A 21,726-nucleotide genomic window follows, 5' to 3' on the forward strand; every position below is an offset into this window, starting at 1 on the left:
CAAGCATGAAAGACTGCACGAAAATTAGTGTTGATGCTTATGTTTAACCCCTCTCTGCTCTGCTAGGTGACAGGCATCATAGACGTACCTGCGTGATGTTGCTACGATGTTCCATGGAAATTAAGCGAAAGTGATCACAAGAAATTACAGAAGGAGTTATTTATCGTGAAAAGAATCGTAACCCTAAGCACCCGCAAACTGATGGATACCGCAAAACACGGCGGATGCGGCGCATGCCAGACCTCTTGCCAGTCCGCTTGTAAAACTTCCTGCGGCGTTGCAAACCAGAAGTGTGAAAATGCAATGAACAGATAAGATTCGGAATTTTACCGCCCATTGCTCTGCTGATGGGCGGCTATTTTTAAGAAATGGACGCTTCCGCTACAGGATGGCAAAGCCGTTTCTACTTGTGTGCAAAAGGAGCTTGATTAGTAAGTATGATTCATCAATATAAACTAAATGGATACAATATCGTGCTCGACACTTACAGTGGCTCAGTACATGTTGTTGATGACCTAGCATATGAAATTATAGCGCTTTATGAGAAAACTTCTGTCGACCAAATCGTGACAATGATGTTAGAGAAATATAAGCATGATTCCAGCATTTCTGAGAGTGACATTCGAGAAACCATCGTGGATATCGAGGAGCTTATAAATGATGGTCAGCTTTTTACAAAAGATGAGTATGAGAACCTCTCGCTTGATTTAAAAAAACGGAAAACTTATGTTAAGGCACTCTGCCTCAATGTTGCGCATACCTGTAATCTATCATGCGACTATTGCTTCGCCAGCCAAGGGAAATACAACGGAGATCGAGCAATCATGAGCTATGAGGTTGGACAAAAAGCTATCGATTACCTGCTTGAAAATTCGGGTCATCATCGAAACCTGGACATCGACTTTTTTGGCGGGGAACCGCTCTTGGCTTGGAAAGTGGTTAAACAGATCGTAGCTTATGCAAGAAGCAAAGAACAAGAATACAAAAAGAAGTTCCGCTTCACCTTCACGACGAACGGGATGCTGCTGAACGATGAGGTCACCGAGTTTTTAAATCAGGAAATGTACAATGTCGTATTAAGCCTAGATGGAAGAAAAGAGGTTCATGACCGACTTCGCCAAACGGTTAACGGAAAAGGCAGCTACGATCATATTGTTCCGAAGTTCAAGGAATTCGTTCGTAAGCGCGGGGACCAAGAGTACTATGTTCGAGGAACTTACACTCGTAACAATGTCGATTTCACCAACGATATATTTCATATCGCAGACCTTGGTTTTGACAAGATCTCGATGGAACCAGTCATCTGTGATCCAAAGGAACCTTATGCACTTACCGAGGAGGACCTGCCGGAGATCTACAACCAGTACGAAATTCTCGCCAAGGAAATGATTGGACGTGATGAGCAGGGCAAGGGGTTTACCTTTTATCACTACATGCTTGACCTCTCGGAAGGACCTTGCATCCAGAAGAGAATTACTGGCTGTGGTTCAGGAACCGAATATCTTGCTGTCACCCCCTGGGGAGAGCTTTTTCCTTGTCACCAGTTCGTCGGGGATGAAGAATACAGCATGGGAAACCTCTGGGATGGCATCACAAAACCTGAGCTGCAATGTCAATTCCAAGAGAGCAACTGCTACTCGAAGCCGGAATGCAAGGACTGCTGGGCTAAACTCTACTGCAGCGGTGGTTGTCCTGCCAATGCACTGCACGCGACGGGTTCCCTCGTCGGAACCTATGACTTCAGCTGTGACGTCTTCCGCAAAAGAGTCGAATGTTCCATGATGGTAAAGGTTGATGAATCTATTAGAGCGATGGAAGAGCAATCTAGCTAGTTAACGTAACGGATGAAAAAACTCTAACCGAGAAATAGACACTTTTAAATAAAGTGCCTTTCTCGGTTTTTTTTGTATTAACTAGAACTATGATCATAGATCGTTTTTTTCATCGGCAATCAGGATGAGGAATTCAAAACGTGACGGCCTAATCTGTTTAATAGACAGAGAGGGCTTTTTTAATGTGCGAATCTATGATTTTTTCTTTGAACACAAATATATATGACTAAAGTCATATTAAATTCGTGTTTTACGTATTTTTTTTGTCGAAAAATAAACTATTTTCTAAGAAATGTCGATATAATAGGATAGAAATCTGCTTTTCTGTATTAACTGCAATTACGGAAGCGTTAACAATTATATGAATAGTCATTCGACAAGGAGGAAAGCAATGTTAAAAAAGTTAGGCAAGATTGGATTGGCTTTTATATTAGTCATTGGACTGCTGCCGATGATTTCACTCCGGGCATACGCTGCCATCCCCTCATTCACCAAAACGGTGGACTTTCCCATTCAGCCTCCAGTTACAAACGCCTCGGGTAAGAATGTTTCTGATGTTGATGTTCTTCCTGACGGAAGTACCGCAGTAGTGTTGAACACATTCGCTTATCAAGGCAATTCCTATGTTTATTCTTATTTTTTAAAGATTTTTGACCGCACGGGAGCACTTAGATCAGATGTTGATCTGAGTAGTCTAATGGATACCTATTACAAAATGATTGATGTGAATATGCTTGCGCTAAGTGATGGAAGGATTCTGATTACTTACCATAAAAGCGACAGCGGCGATAACAATTTGCAATTGGGAACCGTTAGGGAGAGTACTCCCAATGCCTATTTCATGGTGCTAAACCAGTCAGGACAAAAGGTGGTCGGTCAGACACAGATTAATACATACTCTGCCGCAAGTACCCCGGCACTCACGCGCTTTGTCTCTATAACGGAATTGTCTGACGGCAATATAGCTTTTTCCTGGCAACGGAACGACAATATTAGCACGGCTACGCGTGTGTTCACTGTTGAGGGTAACCCAGTTTCGGGAGAAACACTTCTGGTTTCCCATAATGCGAGCATGTCTAATGTATCCGCTGGAGACGGTGTATATATGGTTGCTTACAATTCAGGAGTAGGACCCCAGACGGATACTGTTTATCTGAAAATATTCAGTAATAGTGGGACTCTGTTAAATACGATTAATAAAGGAATAAGAACGGATGAAAAACAGCTGTTTCTATCCACGTTGAACAACGGGAATTTCATGTTCAGCCAATATAACTATAGAAACGACTCATCAACGGTTTCTTTATATGATAAGAACGGTACGAGTAAGGGTGATTTTACAGTAAGTGGCTCTCTAGGCGAATCTTCGGCTGCTATTTATAGGGATGGTGCAAAGCCGGGCTTTGTAACCGTAAGTACGGACCCCACTTCTACCAATGCCATCAATGATGCGTACAACAACTTTAAAGAATGGTCGGGAACGCAGTATGCTTACCTGAATTATTATGACAATGACGGTAACTTAGTCTTTACATCGGATCAGCCGGTGGATTCCGCTCCGGTGGCTATGCAGGGTTTCAATGAAGCCACTTGGATGTACGCTGTGGAATATTATCCAAGCTTCAAATTGTATCCCACCTTTGGTGACAAGCTTGTCTTGGTGACAACCGATAATACGGATGCTGATCATTATAGAATAACCGCTAAAATATTTGAGACGGGAGCTCCGGCACCAGCGGCTATCATTGACTATGCGGCTGAGCAACTGACCGGACTGACGCCAAACAGCGCCTACTCGGTTAACAACGGTACAGCGGTAACGGTGACAGCGGATGGTAAGCTGGCTATAGACAGCAGCTGGTTGGGAACGTCAGTGAGCATCGTGAAGAAAGGCGATGGCTCGTCGACAACGGATAGCCCGGCACAAACGCTGACTATTCCATTCCGTCCAGGGGCACCGACTGGTGTAACGGCGACGAATGAAACGGCGATAAGTGCTAACGATGGTACATTGACTAACGTAACAACTGCGATGGAGTACAAGAAGGGTGTGGCGGGTACTTGGACGAATATTTCAGGTGCAACCGTAACGAGACTTGATCCGGACATGTACTATGTCCGGACAAAAGCGACGGTGACGGCGTTTGCGTCAGAAGCGAAGAGCGTGACGGTGGCTACGTTTGTGGCAACACCGGAAGTGACACCGGCAGCCATCATTGATTATACGGCAGAGCAGTTAACCGGTCTGGTGCCAAACGGCTCGTATACGGTGAACGGTACGGCAGTAACAGCGACAACAGATGGTAAGCTGGCCATTAACAGTGGTTGGTTGGATACGTCGCTGAGCATCGTGAAAAAAGGCAATGCCTCGACGACATTGGATAGCGCGGCGCAGACGCTAAGCATTCCGCCACGTGCAGGGGCGCCGACTGGTGTGATAGCGACGGATGAAACGGAGATTAGTGCTAACGATGGTACATTGACGAACGTGACAACCGAGATGGAATTCAAGAAAGGTACAGCAGGTGTATGGACGAGTGTAGCAGGTGTAACCGTAACGGGACTTGATCCGGACACGTATTATGTGCGGACGAAAGCGACGACTACGGCATTTGCGTCAGAAGCGAAGAGCGTGACGGTGGCTACGTTTGTGCCAACGCCGGAAGCGGCACCGGTAGCCACCATTGATTATGCGGCTGAGCAGTTAACAGGTTTAACGGCAAGCGGCTCGTACACGGTAAACGGGGCTTCGCTAACAGCGACAGCTGATGGCAAGCTAGCTATTGATAGCATTTGGTTGGGGACGTCATTGAGCATCGTGAAGAAGGGCAATAGTTCTACGACAACGGATAGCACAGCGCAGACGCTAAGCATTCCGATCCGTCCAGGGGCGCCGATAGGTGTAACGGCGACAGACGAAACGGCGATAAATGCTAACAATGGTACATTGACGAACGTGACAACGGAGATGGAATACAAGAAGGGTGCGGCAGGTGAATGGAAGGATGTGACGGGTGTAACCGTAACGGAACTAACTCCGGACACGTACCATGTGCGGACGAAAGCGACTGGGGCAGCATTTGCGTCAGCTTCAGTGCAAGTGGCGGTGGTTGCTTTTGTGGCGACACCGGAAGTGGTACCGGCAGCCGTTATTGATTATTCGGTCGAACAACTGACAGGCTTGACGTCAAATGGCTCGTACACAGTAAACGGAGCTTTGGTAACAGCGACAGCTGATGGAAAATTAGCTATTGGTAACAGTTGGTTGGGAACATCGCTAAGTATTATGAAGAAAGGCAATGGCTCGACGACAACGGATAGTGCGGCGCAGACGTTAAGCATTCCGTCCCGTTCAGGGGTGCCGACTGGTGTAACGGCGACGGATGAAACGGCGATAAATGCCAACGATGGCAAATTGACGAACGTAACAACCGCGTTGGAATACAAGAAGGGCACAGCAGGTGCATGGACGGATGTGTCAGGCACAACCGTGACAGGACTTATTCCGGACACGTATTATGTCCGGACGAAAGCGACTTTGACAGCATTTGCGTCAGAAGCGAAGATCGTGACGGTGGCTACGTTCGTGCCAACGCTGGAAGCAACACCGACAGCCATCATTGACTATGCGGCAGAGCAGTTGACAGGCTTGACGCCAAGTGGCCTGTACACGGTAAAAGGTTCAGCGGTTACGGCGACAGCAGATGGTAAGCTGGACATTAATAGTAGTTGGATAGGAACATCGCTAAGCATCGTGAAGAAGGGCAACAGCTCGACGACAACGGATAGCGCGGTGCAGACGCTAAGCATTCCGTCCCGTTCAGTGGCGCCGATTGGTGTGACAGCAACGGGTGAAACGGGATTGAACACAAACGATGGTACGCTCATCAATGTTACTAGTGCAATGGAATACAAGAAAGGTACAGCAGGTGCATGGGCAGATGTACCTAGTACAAGCGTGACGGGGCTTACTCCAGACACGTATTATGTGCGGACGAAAGCAACAGCGACGGCATTTACCTCGGCTTCGGTGCAAGTGACGGTATCGGCATTCACGAAAATGCCAGAAGCGATGCCAGCAGCCGTCATCGACTATGCTACTGAACAGTTGGCAGGCCTGACGCCAAGTGGCACATACATGGTAAACGATACAGCGATTACGGTGCCAGTAGATGGCAAGCTGGAAATTGATAGCAGCTGGTTGGGAACGTCACTGAGCATCCTTAAGAAAGGTGACGGTTCAACAACTACGGACAGTGCGGTACAGACTTTAAACATTCCATCTCGTGCAGCGGCTCCGGTAGGTGTGACTGTTACGGATGTAACGTACAATGGGGCTAATAACGGTACCATTCAGAATCTGACAGTCCAAATGGAATACAAAATAGGCAGCACTAGTCTTTGGACAGAAGTTACAGACACAATGATTACTGACCTTGCGCCGGACACGTATTATGTTCGGGACAAGGCAACGGCAACAGCATTCGCTTCTATTGCTGCTCAGGTTATCGTTCATGACTCGAATGCGGTCATCCCGTCCGCGCCTGAAGTCACGGCTGATGATCTGAACAATACGATTGTTGGTCTGGACACAAGTATGGAATTTTCAGTGGACGACGGACCATACGTACGGTACGACGGAACTAACTCCCCAGACTTGAGTGGTGAGCACATTGTTAAGGTACGGGTGGTAGCTAGCGGGTCCGTTCCGGCGGGACCAGCAACCACGCTGACCTTTACAATTAATATGCTTAACCCTGCCGATGGCTTGAACGTGATCGCCATCGATCCAAGTGGCTCGGCAAATAACGGCTATACACAAATCACCGTTATACCTGCGCTGGCTGAAGGACATAAGCTCTTTTATAAGAACTTTGGCGCTGGTAGCGTAGTCGTACCAAATGTGGGAGAGGTCCTGACTGGATACACGCTTGTAGGCATTGAGGGATTGGTTCCTGCGTCCAATGGGGATATGATTGGGATTGCAGAGGTAGATGCTGACGGCCAAGTGGTGAAATACGGTAGTGCAACAGCAGCTGTGGTGGCTGATACCGTAACACCGGGGACTGATCCGGTCAGCCCAGGATCCGGAAGCAACTCGAATAGCGGAACAACCCCCGGTAATGCGAACACAGTTGTTACCGATGTGATCGTTCTTGTTAACGGTAAGGAAGAGAACGCGGGCAAAGCAACAACAACGACCTTAGGAAACGTGGCAACAACTATTATCGTCGTCGACCCAGCTAAACTCCAAGCGAAGCTGGACGCGGAAGGTAATGGGGCGGTGGTGATCGTTCCGGTGACGCAGGATTCCAACATCATCGTTGCTGAGTTAAATGGTCAAATAATTAAGAACATGGAGAACGCATCGGCTACTCTAGTGTTTCAGACAAGCAAAGGGACTTATACTTTGCCAGCCGACGAAATCAATATTGATGCGTTAGCTAAAAAATTTGGAAGCGGCTTGAAGCTGGAAGATATCACACTGAAGATTACGATCAGCGAGACCTCGCCGTCTATGAATCAGGTAGTGGCAGGTGCTGCAAGCAGAGGTGGCTTCACACTCGTTGCACCGTCACTAGATTTCACTGTTACCGCTACTTACGGTACATCGACAGTGGAAGTGAGTCAGTTCAATGCTTACGTGGAGCGGATAGTGGCACTTCCAGGTGGTATTGATCCGAATCGGATTACGACTGGAGTCGTTGTGGAGCCAGATGGCACAGTGCGCCATGTACCGACTAGGTTCGTTCTGAAGGACGGCAAATACTACGCAGTTATTAAGAGTGTGACGAATAGCTCGTATTCGGTGATCTGGCATCCGCTGACTTTTGCGGATGTGGAGAATCATTGGGCGAAGGACGCAGTGAACGATATGGGATCACGTCTGGTGATTAATGGAGTGAACAAAACGACGTTTAACCCGAATGCAGATATCACCCGAGCGGAGTTCGCAGCGATTATCGTACGCGGTCTAGGACTGAAACTTGGGGACGGGAAGACAGCGTTTGCAGATGTACCAGCGAATAGCTGGTATGCAGGGGCTGTTGAAACGGCATCCGAGTATGGTCTGATCACCGGTTTTGAGGACGGCACATTCCAGACGAATGCTCCAATCACACGCGAGCAGGCTATGAACATTATCTCCAAAGCGATGAAGTTAACCGGCCTTGCGGACCAGACTGGAACAGTGGATGCAACAAGCGTACTTGCAACCTTTACAGATGCCGGCAACATAGGCGTTTGGGCTAAGGACAGTCTGGCGCTAGCCGTCAAAGCTGGCTTAATCAGCGGCCGTGGCGACAATAAGTTGGAGGCAAAGGCTAATGTCACCCGTGCGGAAGTGACAGTTCTGATTCAGCGGTTGCTGCAGAAGTCGGGTCTTATTGATTAGATTGGTGAGTAATGGAAGAGTGGATTCAGCATAGGGCTGAATCCGCTTTTTTTTTGTTAGTTGATCTAGTTTCTGGTCTATCTTGGATAGCCGCCATGTCTGGAATTGAAGTATCAATAAAATACGGAAGTTATGAAGGAGTTACGGCTCAAATCTATTTTATAGATATGACAAAGAGGATTGGAAGTGCAGGTAATGTAGGTACTATAAGATTATCGAATAGAGTTAAAATTACATATCACTCCGAAAATTAAGGATGGGTAAAAAAAGAACCAGACTGCAATTTTTTGAGGTCTTTCTTTCCATTAAAAATGGGCATATCGTATAAGATTTGTTCCCGCTGTGTACTCGACGCATTTGGAGTCGGTGGCGTTATTAATGAGGAACAATAGAGAAGTCTGGATTTACTGTGATGGAGTGAGTTTTGGGAGTAGTATAGATGAGATGTAAACATAAATAGAAGATGTAAAATAGTGAAGATTGCTGATTTTGACAAAAAACTTCGGAAAAACACCTGTTATATTAAAAAAAGGTGTTTTTTGGTTGTCTTCGTTATTGAAAAAAATTAATTTGTTTACTTTTACTGTGTTAGAATGCAAATAATTAGATGTAGAATTAATATATAGCATATTATTGTTAGGTTTATAGGCTTTTATATGCTACCCTATCCTTCAAAGGGGGCTTTTAGGAGGATGTAGTTGATATTTCTAAGATAGACAGTTAGAAACAATGAAATAAGTAGGGGGAATATATGAATGGCGAAAAGGGGAAAAATAAAAGCAGTTGTTTATTTCTGGAATACCAAAAATTGTTTTACTGGCTTCATGTCATATAATGAGGTTGGAAAGTATGTAAATATTGTTAAAGACCAATCTATGAATCGATTAATTAATGATGCCAGCGTGGATTTAATAATAAAATATATGAAAAATGAAGGAGAGGAGATCTTTTTTCCACCAGTAATAATGAATTGCTCAAATAAAATAAAGTATGATTCTGTAAATAGCCTAATGGAGATTGAAGAAAGTAGCCTTACTATTATAGATGGGCAACATCGGATTAAGGCAATAAATGAGATACTGGCTGATACAGAATTTCTTTCTGAATTTGGTTCTAAGAAAATACCCTTTTTGATTATAGAAGAATTAAGTCCAGAGTTACATAGAAAATTGTTCCATACAATCAACGATAAGAGTACGAAAGTACAAAATAACGTCTCAGATCGTTTTTCAACTACAACTTCAAATTTAATAGGATTGAAATACGTCTCAGACCATCTCGATATAAAAGAAATAATTGAATGGGAAGGTAAGCAGTCAAAAGAAAAGATAGTTTATTCTCATATGCTGAATTGTATTGAAATAATAGAGGATTTCTTACAAAAAAAGTTTAAAAATACATTGAGTACAATTGAAGGGGTCTTAGTTGATAATAAGAAACATTTATATAAAAATGACAATTATTATTCTGTATTTGGAGCCTTTTGGGATTATATTTTTCTAAAACTAAAGGAGAAGCCCACAGATAAAAATTTTTACGTTAAAGAAATAACATTAAGCTATATAAGTAAGATATTGATTAACAAACTCGATACTGAGGGAGTAAACGATGATATTGAGGCTCTTATTAATATTAAAGATAAAATTAGTATTATACTAAATAATTTTTTACCGAAGGAATTGGTTTTTGATTATGTGTTTAGAATTAATAAATCTTCTGAATGTAATGAATCGCTGAAGAGATATCTGGATTGCAATAAATATTTAGTTGAAAACGGAATAACATTACAGAATAAAATTACTTTTAATAAACTGCTCTCTAAAGTTATACCCAAAGGTTTTCTTGATAATGGTGGATATTTTTCAGTTGATGCAACGAAATATGAACCTTTCAGTGCCTTTCTACAGTTAACAAATAATTTACTAACAGATTTGTTAGCTCAAAATAAAACTGAAAAAGAAATAATTAAACAACTTGTTCCAGTGGATAAAACAAATCAATTTGGTACAACTGAACCTGATGAGCAAGCCGCAGCGGAGGAGATAAACGTCGATTTAAGAGCGAGCATCGGCACTCAGGAAATTATGCAAGAGCAGGATCCACAAGAGGATAAACCTGAAAAGCCGGAAGAGTGAATATGCAGTTATTAGGAAAATATTATTTGGAGGAATGCAAATTGCATCATACGCATTTTGTTTTGCAATTCACAAAAACATATAGTAATGAAACACTAAAAGAAGTATTGTCCTCTGAGGAGTTTGACAATATTGATTATGTATTTAATCCAGTTGAAAAGATGATATTTTTCTCGATATTTGACAAAGCGGAGAAGCCGAAAAAGTATGAAAAAACAAAAAAAGCAATTATTGAAACATTGGGAATGATTGATGGAACATATCTTTCAATTCTTTATGATTCCCAAACCGTTGAATATTTGGAGAAGATATCTTCTTCTATTTATGAACTTGAAAGGAACTTTAGAAACTTAATCGAAATTAAGATGCTTCGTCAAGTAGGACCTTTGTGGAGAAACCAATATCTAGTATCTAATGATAATACATATGACCGAAAAACAGGAAGGAAAGACGATGTTTTTAAATACCTTGCTAACCCATTGGATGACCATAATTTCAAAAACCTAAGTGTTTTTGTTAAAGAAAATATTAGGAGGAATAGAAGTATTATCACTGAAAAGTTAGATTTATTAGATAGTAAATTGGATATTTTAAAAGCAGCTAAGAAAAGTGAAGATTTAAATGAAATTACGGATGATATTGTTGATGAAATAAATCAATTGAAAATCTCCGTGGGTAATGCTAATGACCTATATTCTGAGGATATTTATGCTCATATTAAACCTGATTTAGTGGAAGAATGGAATAGAATTTATGACTACCGAAATTATTGGGCGCATAATATATTTTTAATGACGGAAGCGGAATATAATGAATATCTACGGCTAAGTCAAAGGATAAATAAAAAGATCAAGGTTGAACTAACTATAGATTCATTACTTGGTTCACTAAATTTTAAGGATTATGGTAATTTTATAAGGATATCAATAAGTAAATATGAGAATGAAGTAGTAAACTGTGAGGTGAAAATAAAGTTTAATCTTAATGGGAAATTTTACTATGTATCAAAGCTAGAAGCAGACTATATAGATATCTATAACTTCTATAAAGTTTTATTTAGTAAACAAGCCGATTTCATAGCAAAATTAGATAGTACTTATTTAAGAAATCCGTATTTATATAATATATTATCTGAAAACGAAAAATTCCCTGAATGGTTTGAAGATATTTCAGAGGAAGATTCAAATGAAATTATCAATATCTTAACTAGTGTATTTAAATTTAATGTTAAGACTGCGAATGAATCTGGGGAAGGTTTGGTGGTTGTGAATGAAGACCATCACAGTTTCTTGAAAAGAATATTTTCATAATAAGTATTAGAAGGTCAGCTGATTTAGGAAATCTAGTTATATGTAAACCCGCAAATAAAGTTTGCGGGTCTTTTTTATAACTTTAAAAGTGGAGGGTTTAAAATTGGAATTTCTAATTATGTAATTAGTTTGGGACTAGAGATCAACAATATCAATAATGATGAGTATTTACATTTCCCACCAATCTCCAAACAAGGTATACTTAAAAAAATATGTAGTTACTAATGGCCTATATCTTAAGACCTTCTATTTAACAAGGTTAATTACAAATAATACTTCGGTCATCAGAGTAATGGAGGAATCCTATGAGTACAACACAGTCTCAACACTTCATCAATGTTCTGAAAAAATGCAAACAATCATCCAAAGAAGCCGTTGAAAACCTGGAGGGCTTTAGTGATTTCAAGAAATACTTGCATATTCAACGGCCAGTAGAAGTGGAACTTGAGCAACAGATTAATGAAGCCTATGAATCGTCCGAAGCACGATTGATTTTAGTCTGTGGTGGGGTCGGAGATGGAAAGTCCCATATCTTATCTTACTTAAAAAGCAAATATCCCTTTCTAAACGATGAATCAAATTTTTATTTACATAATGATGCTACTGAAAGCTTTTCTCCTAGAAGAACATCCATTGAAACTTTATCCAATGTACTACAACCATTTTCTGATGCTGAGCTAGAAGTTGGCGGAACCATAAATATCATTCTAGCCATCAACTTAGGAGCCTTAAATAACTTCGTTGATTCTGAAGAAGGTAAGGCCTTTTCTAGACTAAAGGCTTATGTATATCAAAAAAAAATTCTAGAGTCAGTAATTGCTGATGAAGTTAGTCCAGATGATCATATTTTTCGATATGTGAATTTTAGTGACTATCATATGTATCAGCTGACTGAGCAAGGACCAAAATCGGATTATATAAAAGGGATCTTCCAAAAAGTTACTCAGAATACAGTAGATAATCCCTTTTATCAAGCTTACCTTAGAGATCTTGAAGAAGATCGAGAAAGCGCATCGAAGAATCCAATCATCCAAAACTATGATTTACTACAGCATGAGGATGTGCAAGATAGAATCATCGCGCTCTTGATTCAAGTTATGGTAAAGGAAAAACTAATCATCTCTACACGCGCCTTGCTAGATTTTGTGTATAACTTGCTTGTTCCATCTGTTATGGAGAATATGAGTCATAATCAAATTATCGAATACGTACAAGAGCAAGATTTTAAGGATTATGTAGCCTGTTTGCTTCCGTTCCAGATCTTCGAGAAGGTTGATGCATCAGCCATTCATCGAGCGATTGACCAAATCAATCCGACCCGGATACGAACAGAGCAGATGGATAGATATCTAATAGAATTTAAATCTCTTAAAGAAGGAGCAGGCCTATTCGCCAATCATATTAACGTCAGTAGACTACCTTATTTATCAAAATCCATATTTCAAAATTCGCCATGGCGGAATTCGGATGGTAAGGAACAAAACTTCAAGAAAAGACTAATCAAACTATTTGTATATTTATATTACTTCCTCCCTAAGGAGGAACATAGTTTTTTTGTTGACGAAACATATGAGCAATTTATGAGGTATTTATTCTACTGGAACAAGAGGGATATTAGTAAATTAGCCAATCTATATAAAGGCGAAGTGCGTGACGCGATCTACAAATGGAATGGAGAAGCTAACGGTGACTTGGTATATGTTCAGATAGGTCAGCCACAGACACAATATCATGCTCTTCAAAAATTAGAGATTGATCCTCATATAGACAAGCGAAGTGTTCTTTCTCATTCGGAATTATTTAAATTTTTGACGATGATGACTATTCAATTCAAAACCAAAAATGTGACTTATGAGAGCGATGCAACTGTTCCCTCTATCGATGTTGATTATTCTCTTTATGCCTTAATAATTCGAATTAAGAACGGATACCGTCCAAATAAAAAGGACAAATTTCAGTTTATTAAATTCGTTGAGTTTATTGAAAAGTTGAACAACTCCGGTAATCAGAAGAATGAAATTATCTTCGAAAGCAAGCAGTTTGGAAAGTCCACCCGCTATCGCCTGCAGTATGATGAAACTTTTGATCAATACTCATTTATGGAGACGTGAATAATATGAGTTATCTTATAAATCTAGAGGAAATACGAAAAGAGTTTAAGTTTGAAACTTCTATTAAACACAATCCTAGAATCCCACTAGAATTTTTGCCCTACACCACAAAGTTTAAAGAAACACAGTACAATTTTAGAGAAGTTGTTGGGGAGTTTATGCGGCTGGTGGGACGAAAAAAATTACCTGAGGCTGTTGATGCTGAAAAGCTATTAAGTAATGTTTTAGATTCTATTTCATTTGGACAGGCAAATCAACGTGGCGAATTCAAACAAATGGTTAAGACGCTCTTTTTGGACGAGAATGAGCAGCTTTATTTATTTCATCCTCAAATGTTGTATTACATCAATACTGTCGACAATGAAAATAAAAAGCTAGCACTCTTTTTATATAACGTCCTTTGGAATCAACGAGATGCGTGGTCTGTAGATGTTGCGACTGAAAATGAATCTGACCTGATGAGTACATTGCTCTTTAGGTCATTACCTGAACTAATAACTGCTAACGAAATTAAAAATAATTATGCACTTATGCTGCCAGAGGTATCAAAGTTATTTTTTCAAGATTTCCAATGGTTATCTACAAAAAGTGATCTATTTACCCAACAAGTTGAGAAAATTATCTCTTATTATTACTTCTTTTACGTTACACAGTTTGCCATCCAAAGTGAAAGTTTATTTAACTCGGTTGATCAGAAAATTCGGCCAATCTATTTTACCTTTGAAGAAGAAGAAAGATTGTCTAAAACCCGTGTGAGTTACGAGTATGGGTGGAAAAATCTCGAGAAATCTATTGGGAAAATTTTCTCGCATATTAACCTTTTAAAAATGTTGAACTTTACATCTAATGAACATAAGGAAGAAAATTGGAATGCCCCATTTTCATATCAGCAAATTGCTACTTGTATCCGTGAAATGTCAGGAGAAGAGCAAGTGGTGCTTGAAGAAGAGATTGACCTATTGACTGAAGAATATAAGCAAAAGTTGTCTGGGGACAGTAAATGGATGCTAATGGGGACATTTACTGAACGGTATGAATTGTCGGTTCTAAATAAAATAGATCAGTTATTCAGGATGATCGACCATCAATTTAACCAAACTTCTCGATCGAAGCCTTATAACGAGTACAGACAATGGTTCGTTCACTTTTGCCAGAAAACTTTTTTAAAGTCACGAGGACGTTCTGGTAAAATGCTCATACTTGATACAGATTATCTTTTGTTTTTGACTAAATTAATGATTAAAGATGAGAGTAAAATCCGTTTGAAAAGACTATTCGAAAAGTTCGAGGCACGGGGTATGATATTTGACCGAGATACACAAACAGCGATTGTTGATTATTTTGAGAAACTTAACTTACTTGAGAAAAAAAGTGATAGTGGGGATGCTATTTATGTCAAAGCATTTTTATAATTACTTGGCTGAGCAGATTGTGGAATTCTTTATTCGTACAAATGTTCAGCCAGGAGATAAATATCATATTCAATTTGAACGTGATGAGCAAGTAGAATTGCTTGTGGAACAAGTTAAATCATTATCCACAGCTGAGCCCTTTTATATGCAAACAGAGGAAGGAATCTACCAATCCAAATCTCTGATGGGATCAAATGCCAAAGTTTTAATAGCTTCAAATACTGACGAGGTGACACCAGATTTTCTAACTACGCTGCGGAATAAAGTAGGAATTAATGAAGAGCTATTTATCGATAAAGCCATGCTACTAATTCACAACTCAAACCTAGATAGCTTAGTACAGGGTATGACCTCATTTGACAAAGAAGGAATGCCGTTCCACATTAACTCAATTGAAGAGAATCTTCAGAATATGATGGAGAATTCCCTTCTTACAAAACCGGAAAAGCAAATACTAAAATTTAGTATGGAGACGAATAGAGCTCAACAAGGAATCCATGAGCAAGTAACCTTGTTTGATTATGAGAAAATTCTTACCGTTCTAAACAACGAAAGGCTTGAAAATTACGATTATAAAGATTTTGGTTTGTTTCAGGATTCGGAATTTTTCAATACACCTATGACGGAAAAGCAAATTCAAGCTCGTTTAACTGAAAATCACAGTCTTTTCAGTAATGTTGAATTGGCCCATCAGTATGGTCCTATTGATATTAGCTTGGAAAGGCATTTTGATGAGCAGGGCGTAAAATTGCTCTCTGATATGGAATGGCAACTAACTGACTTCGGAAAAGTAAAACAGTCTAATCAGAAGAAGCTAGAGGGTAAGGGGCTAGAGTATATAGAGTCTACTAAAAAAGTAAAAGCAACTAATGAAGGCCTAATTTACTGGGAAAGAGCAGATGGAGAAGGAAAGAGCCAACAGCGTAAGCGTAATATTATAGTATTTAATCCTGAACAACAAAAAAAAGTTACTTTGGAGTTTCAGTTTAACGACTTTATTAAACAAGATTTTATTTCTAGAATTGCAATAAAACATAACATTAATCCTGAGCAATCGGGGAAAAAAATAAAGGTAGAACTTACACATGCCCCAGGACAAACAACATTCTATGGAGTTAAATATAAAACAGATGTTTCACCAACTTATGAGTTTAGAATAGCGATTGTAGAAACGTCAGAAAATTTGCTTCAGGCGATCCAGACTTCCTACACAATCAACCTAGTAAAATCAAAATTAAGACATTCGAGTATTTTAATTAATTCAGACCATGAGCAGTGGATCTTTAACAAAGGTAAATCCGATGTAGTTCAGGTGGAGCTCATGGAAGATTTTGAAAATAATCAATTTCAAATTACAGAATCTGAAGAGCTAGTGGTTACAAAAAACTCGGAAAATCAAGGTGAGGAAGACTTAATTCACTTTGCTATAAAACTACCGATGACTGAAATCCCACTTTCTGTCCAGGATGTAGTTGAACGACCTGTTCCGATTGGTGGATTTAATGTATGGAAATTAAAACGTGAGAAACAGGATCATTTTAAGTACCGTATAGAAAATGATAAGATGAAAATCATACAAGGTACTCGTGAAACTTATGCCCAAGGTGAATTCAAAAAGAATCTTGAACGTGAACTGAAACTAATTGGTGCCAATCATCTGTACTTCACGGAAGAAGCTGGTGAACTTCACCCGGAACAAATTAACGTGCCAGAAACCGTTAGAGAAGCTTATATTAATCTACTTCGTTACTTCCGTGATAACCAACTGCTTCCCAGTCTGGCTTATTTGGATGAAGATTACTCCTTACTAGCTCGAGCCTATGTTGAAGTATATATTAAAGAATTAGAACAATTGCAAAACGGACAATCGTTAGTTCAAACACAACGTGATCTAGTTTTACTAGGCACAATTCGTAAAGGACTTAAGGACCCAGAATGGCTATATACGCCTCTGCACCCGCTTAATCTTGCTTATCAACTACAGCTAAAGGACTTGATTGACAAAGAGACGATTAATGATGAGCTGCTCCGTACATTAAGACCAACACATCTAGTTCCTTATGTCTCATTTAATGGCGGTTTGTATAAAGTGATTGAACCTAGCGATTCATATGAATGGACAACCTATATTGACCAAAGTCTACCGAGATTTGAGTCCTCAAAACTCTTTGTAAATAAGCTGGTACAGGAGAAGATCGAAGAATTCACTGAGCATTTTTCTTATTTGTTCGATTTAGATTATCGAGCACCTTTGAAAATAAACACAATTAATATGGGTGATTGTCAGGAAATTCTGCAAGGGTTGTTTGAATTTTATAAAAGACAGCTTAAGAGAGAGGTTCAGAAGAGTGACCTACTCCCTATCGAACTACATATCTATGCAGAAAAAGGGATTAATAATGTCTTTGAAGAGATGTCACAGTACTCTGATGCAGAGGAAATTGCTAAAAATTTCAACTTAAAGTTGGAGTTAGAAGGATACCACTCCGAAGAGATATTAAATATCTTTAGAGACCAAGTTAAATTTTATTCACGTGATGTTGTCACTAATCAATATGAATACTGCCATATTACCTTCTACCAAATGAGCAAAATAGAACAAGTAGCCACAAGCAATGCATCTGAGATTATTACAGGCTTATCCTTATTTGGATTGGTATCTGGTGTTCCATCAGTATTCATTAATGAGGATTACAAGACAGGGTTTGGTACTAAATATTACAGAACATCCGAAGCACCGTTGCTAAACCTTGTTCCTAAACTCAATTCTTTGCTTCGAGTTGCAAGGACACTAGATAATTATCAAGAAGATATGAATATCGTAACTGCTATCTCTGCCGAGCATAAGCAAAAGTTAGATGCTGTATACGATTCGTCACATTGGGTTACTTTTATTGAACCCAAGGTAGATCTCAGTTTCTTTAAGAATAATGATGAGCAGAAGGATTTGCTTGTTATCCATTACAGTGATCAGTACACCTCTTCTAGTGGCTTTGATGCAATCACTGTGACAAGACGCTCGAAGCAATATCAACGGCTAATTAAAGAATTTTTGGACTCTCACCAAATTATAGCATCTGATGAAGTGTTGCCTCCAATAATCAATTTTTTTAATGCAATTAACGGAAACTGGTTGTTACGATTATTGGCTCAAAAAAATCAGTTTCCGAAAGAAAAAATCAGTATTTTGTCTGCTGTAAAATTGGCTTTAGCTGCTTTTGCCCATCGGGATATTATATGGATACCTATCTCAATGGAAGAGATTCTACGAATATCTGGTGGTACTGGACTAAGGCAATCGGAAGGGTTGTTTTCAGCTAGGAACCTTGGAAAGTTTGGCTCTTACAGCGATGATTTGCTACTAATTGGTATTGAGGAGCAGGGCGAAGATCTAACGGTTCACTTCTATCCGATTGAAGTGAAGATTGGGAATAACCCTAAGTCAGTATATGATAAGGCTGTAGACCAAGTTAAGGAAACTAAAAAATTGTTAATAGACTTCTTGTTAGAATCTGAAGAGAACGTCTTTAAATCGAAATTATATCGTAACTTCTTTATACAATTAGCGATCGCTAGTGCTGAAAAAATGAATCTTTACTCGATCTGGCCAGAGCAATACTGGAGAAATGTTACGGACAGTAGGTTGAGGGGAAGATTGCTCAACGATGATTATAGAATTTCAAATACACTGCAAGAGTATATCGGTGATGGAGCAGTCATCTCCTTTAAAAAAGATTGTGTATTTTCAGGAATCAAAAGAACAGAGGATGTCTTAGTCTTTGATTATCCAGAAAAGAGCGGATATGATTTTATCATTAAGAATATTGAGGAAATTAAGGACCATATCCAAAGTGAGGATGGGGATATTCGATCAGATCAACTTCTTTCAAAGTTGTATAAATCAGAAATAGGTTTAATTTATAGAAAAGAAAACACTGACAACTATTGTGAAAATGCCGCTGATCAATCAGGTAGCTACAGAACAGATAATTACGTGCAGCCTTCCCTTGATAATGATCATACAAATAGCAATTTAAAAATTGAAGTTAAACCTGTAAAACCATTGGAGATTTTGTTCGGTCACAATGCACAGAGTCAAGAAGAAGTAAAATGGTATCCGACCTCGACTGATAAAATAATGCACACTAACACAGGCATTATTGGAACAATGGGTACAGGGAAAACGCAATTCACTAAATCCTTGATTACTCAGATACTTCGTAACAGTACTGATAACGTGAATGAAACGCCAATTGGAATCTTGATTTTTGATTACAAAGGCGACTATATCAAATCGGATTTCACTGAAGTTACAGGTGCGAAGGTCTATGATTTATACCACTTACCATATAATCCATTATCTCTCTATGTAACGAAACCGTTGCGTCCACTGTTGCCAGTGCATACTAGTAGCACATTGACAGATACGATCGCAAAGGCATTTAACCTTGGACAGGTACAAGTGAATACTCTTAAAGGAGTAATAATGGATGCCTACAACCAAAAAGGTATTATCAAAAACGACGCAATAACTTGGGAAAAGGCAGCTCCTACTCTAAGTGATATCTATGAACTTTATACAGAGCGAGAAGATGTGAAAGTTGATAGTCTATACGCAGCGCTTCAAGAGCTTTATGAGATGGAGGTCTTTGAGCCTGATGCTAGTAAGACAATCTCACTTTTTGATATGATCGATGGTATTACTGTTATTAACCTATCTGGATTTAACGCAAGTATTCAGAATTTAGTAGTATCGATTACTCTCGATGTATTTTATAATCAAATGCAGATGCAGGGTCATAGTGGTATTAACGGTAATTATCGTGAGATTACAAAGATGATTCTGGTTGATGAAGCAGATAATTTTCTTAGCAAGGATTTCACCTCAATTAAGAAAATTCTTAAGGAAGGTAGAGAATATGGAGTAGGTACCATTCTATCTACACAGTTCCTAAGTCATTTTTCAACATCGGATAATGATTATGCAAATTACATTCTTACATGGATTGTTCATAATGTTTCTGAGTTATCTGCTAAAGAGATTCGGATGGTGTTCAGTACGCAGAGTAAGGCTGAGGAAGAGAATATTATGAACCGAATCAAATCATTACAGAAACATTATAGTATTATGAAGGCAGGATCGGGGCAGCCGGTTTGGATGAGAGATCGAGCTTTTTGGGAATTAAATAAAGAATAATTTTTTTACTAATTAAATGACTACTAACAGCCTGTACTTTAATGATTATCGAAGTACAGGCTGTTCCTTTAATCCACTAGTGATTTGATTAGTTGAGGAATCTCTGCCAAGTCTTCAAACCAAACAATTTGAATTCCTAACCGAGCATAGTGTTTTTCTCGAGAAAGATGGAAGTCTTCTAAAAAAGCTTCTAGTATCTCTTCCGATATTGTGCTGATATCATCTTCTAACTGTCTTTCTTCAATTTCTAATTCAAGTCGCTGCATGAATGCAAAGTGTTTTACCTTGTTATGGTTTTTTCCCGCTGCTATATCTAATATTCTCCTCATATTTGGATCACTCATTGATAAGCCAATAAATACACAATTATTTTCTTTTAAAGTTAATAGCTGAGTTATGTTTGACCAAGAGTAGGAGTTAGTATAAACATCATGATATGACTTTTCAGTAAGCACTATAGGATGAGAATCATAGATTTGAGTGTTTTGTGGTAGGTAACCGTGAACGTGGTATACTGGCAAACAATTAGGTTCTACTTCATCATCTTCTTTAAATATTGGCATATAAGTTAGTGGGACCTCTTTTAAATGCTGTTCTAACAAATCATCATAATTAAAGGTAACCACGCTTTGTACTTGATAGCTCCCTCTATGGTTACATAATTTGGCTAGCCACTGTAATGTGGGTGAAGTGAAAACTTTACGTCTACCTTTCCCATATAAGGCTGCCCGGATTTCTTTTGATAATGAATTATTACCTAAGTTAGTTTCTAAAAAAGAAGCGTTAATAATTGGGGAATCATCGCCTAATTGACTTAATAAATTTGTTAGGGCAACTGCTTCTTTACTAGATATTCGATAGTTTCTTAATTTACCTTCATTTTTATTATTTTTCATTTCTCTAAAGACAGCTTCATTAATTTTCTCTAATAATACATCCCATGTTGGAATCCCAGCAGATCTAGAGACTCCTGCTCCTAAAAATAATGATAGCTTATTTGATTTTAGACACTTTTTAATATCTTCAATGCATCTATTTCTACGGCTCTTCCACTCAATTAATTCGACTTTAAGGGGAACAGAGTCCATGGCATCTCTATCTTCAATTAAAGAAAATAAACCATCTTTAAGTCGGAAACTTTTAACTTTGATAGCTTGAGATATAATATAATCTTGGGTCCTTCGCTTTAATGTCATATTCAAAACACCCAGCTCATCAGTTGTATTAAAATCAAACCAATGGTTCTTTTTTATTACTTTCAATATCTCGTGAACAGGAGAGGGGGAGTTTATTTCTTTAAGGGCTAAAATAGCGGCATCGTAAAGTTTCAAAGTA

Annotated in this window: 9 protein-coding genes; 8 read left to right on the top strand and 1 reads right to left on the bottom strand. The window is 39.2% G+C overall.

Translation table 11 applies throughout. From position 1 onward, the window contains the following. Positions 1-165: 165 nt before the first annotated feature. The 8 genes from scfA (at position 166) to dptH (ending at position 20,391) form a co-directional block, all read left to right on the top strand. Positions 166-315, top strand: a complete 150-nt coding sequence (gene scfA / locus MKY54_RS03545) for a six-cysteine ranthipeptide SCIFF (protein ID WP_076098734.1) — start codon at positions 166-168, stop codon at positions 313-315. Between the two features lie 122 nt (positions 316-437). Then, complete coding sequence (gene scfB / locus MKY54_RS03550) at positions 438-1,832, top strand: thioether cross-link-forming SCIFF peptide maturase (protein WP_076279477.1); 1,395 nt, start codon at positions 438-440, stop codon at positions 1,830-1,832. 391 nt (positions 1,833-2,223) lie between these two features. Continuing rightward, positions 2,224-8,226 (top strand): S-layer homology domain-containing protein, encoded by a 6,003-nt coding sequence (locus MKY54_RS03555; protein WP_339189514.1) that lies wholly within the window; start codon positions 2,224-2,226, stop codon positions 8,224-8,226. Between the two features lie 755 nt (positions 8,227-8,981). After that, positions 8,982-10,361, top strand: a complete 1,380-nt coding sequence (locus MKY54_RS03560) for a DGQHR domain-containing protein (protein WP_339189516.1) — start codon at positions 8,982-8,984, stop codon at positions 10,359-10,361. 2 nt (positions 10,362-10,363) lie between these two features. Next, positions 10,364-11,671 carry a hypothetical protein gene (locus MKY54_RS03565; protein ID WP_339189518.1) on the top strand — a complete coding sequence of 436 codons (1,308 nt, stop codon included), beginning with the start codon at positions 10,364-10,366 and terminating at the stop codon, positions 11,669-11,671. A 305-nt stretch (positions 11,672-11,976) separates the two neighbouring features. Continuing rightward, positions 11,977-13,782: a DNA phosphorothioation-dependent restriction protein DptF gene (gene dptF, locus MKY54_RS03570; RefSeq protein WP_339189519.1), complete on the top strand. Its 1,806-nt coding sequence runs from the start codon at positions 11,977-11,979 to the stop codon at positions 13,780-13,782. Between the two features lie 5 nt (positions 13,783-13,787). Further along, complete coding sequence (dptG, locus tag MKY54_RS03575; RefSeq protein ID WP_339189520.1) at positions 13,788-15,194, top strand: DNA phosphorothioation-dependent restriction protein DptG; 1,407 nt, start codon at positions 13,788-13,790, stop codon at positions 15,192-15,194. Then, positions 15,175-20,391: a DNA phosphorothioation-dependent restriction protein DptH gene (gene dptH, locus MKY54_RS03580; protein WP_339189522.1), complete on the top strand. Its 5,217-nt coding sequence runs from the start codon at positions 15,175-15,177 to the stop codon at positions 20,389-20,391. The genes dptG and dptH overlap by 20 nt, the downstream gene beginning before the upstream one ends. Positions 20,392-20,459: 68 nt before the next feature. Here the strand turns inward: dptH and MKY54_RS03585 are convergent, their stop codons facing one another. Further along, complete coding sequence (locus MKY54_RS03585) at positions 20,460-21,722, bottom strand: SIR2 family protein (protein WP_339189524.1); 1,263 nt, start codon at positions 21,720-21,722, stop codon at positions 20,460-20,462. Between the last annotated feature and the right edge of the window lie 4 nt (positions 21,723-21,726).

It is taken from the genome of Paenibacillus sp. FSL P2-0121, assembly GCF_037975345.1.
Classification (GTDB): Bacteria; Bacillota; Bacilli; order Paenibacillales; family Paenibacillaceae; genus Paenibacillus_AQ; species Paenibacillus_AQ odorifer.

Bases quoted from the DNA above. Each gene is read 5' to 3' on its own strand.
- MKY54_RS03565 (WP_339189518.1), top strand. From the start codon at position 10,364: ATGCAGTTATTAGGAAAATATTATTTGGAGGAATGCAAATTGCATCAT.
- dptF (WP_339189519.1), top strand. From the start codon at position 11,977: ATGAGTACAACACAGTCTCAACACTTCATCAATGTTCTGAAAAAATGC.
- MKY54_RS03560 (WP_339189516.1), top strand. From the start codon at position 8,982: ATGGCGAAAAGGGGAAAAATAAAAGCAGTTGTTTATTTCTGGAATACC.
- dptG (WP_339189520.1), top strand. From the start codon at position 13,788: ATGAGTTATCTTATAAATCTAGAGGAAATACGAAAAGAGTTTAAGTTT.
- dptH (WP_339189522.1), top strand. From the start codon at position 15,175: ATGTCAAAGCATTTTTATAATTACTTGGCTGAGCAGATTGTGGAATTC.
- scfB (WP_076279477.1), top strand. From the start codon at position 438: ATGATTCATCAATATAAACTAAATGGATACAATATCGTGCTCGACACT.
- MKY54_RS03555 (WP_339189514.1), top strand. From the start codon at position 2,224: ATGTTAAAAAAGTTAGGCAAGATTGGATTGGCTTTTATATTAGTCATT.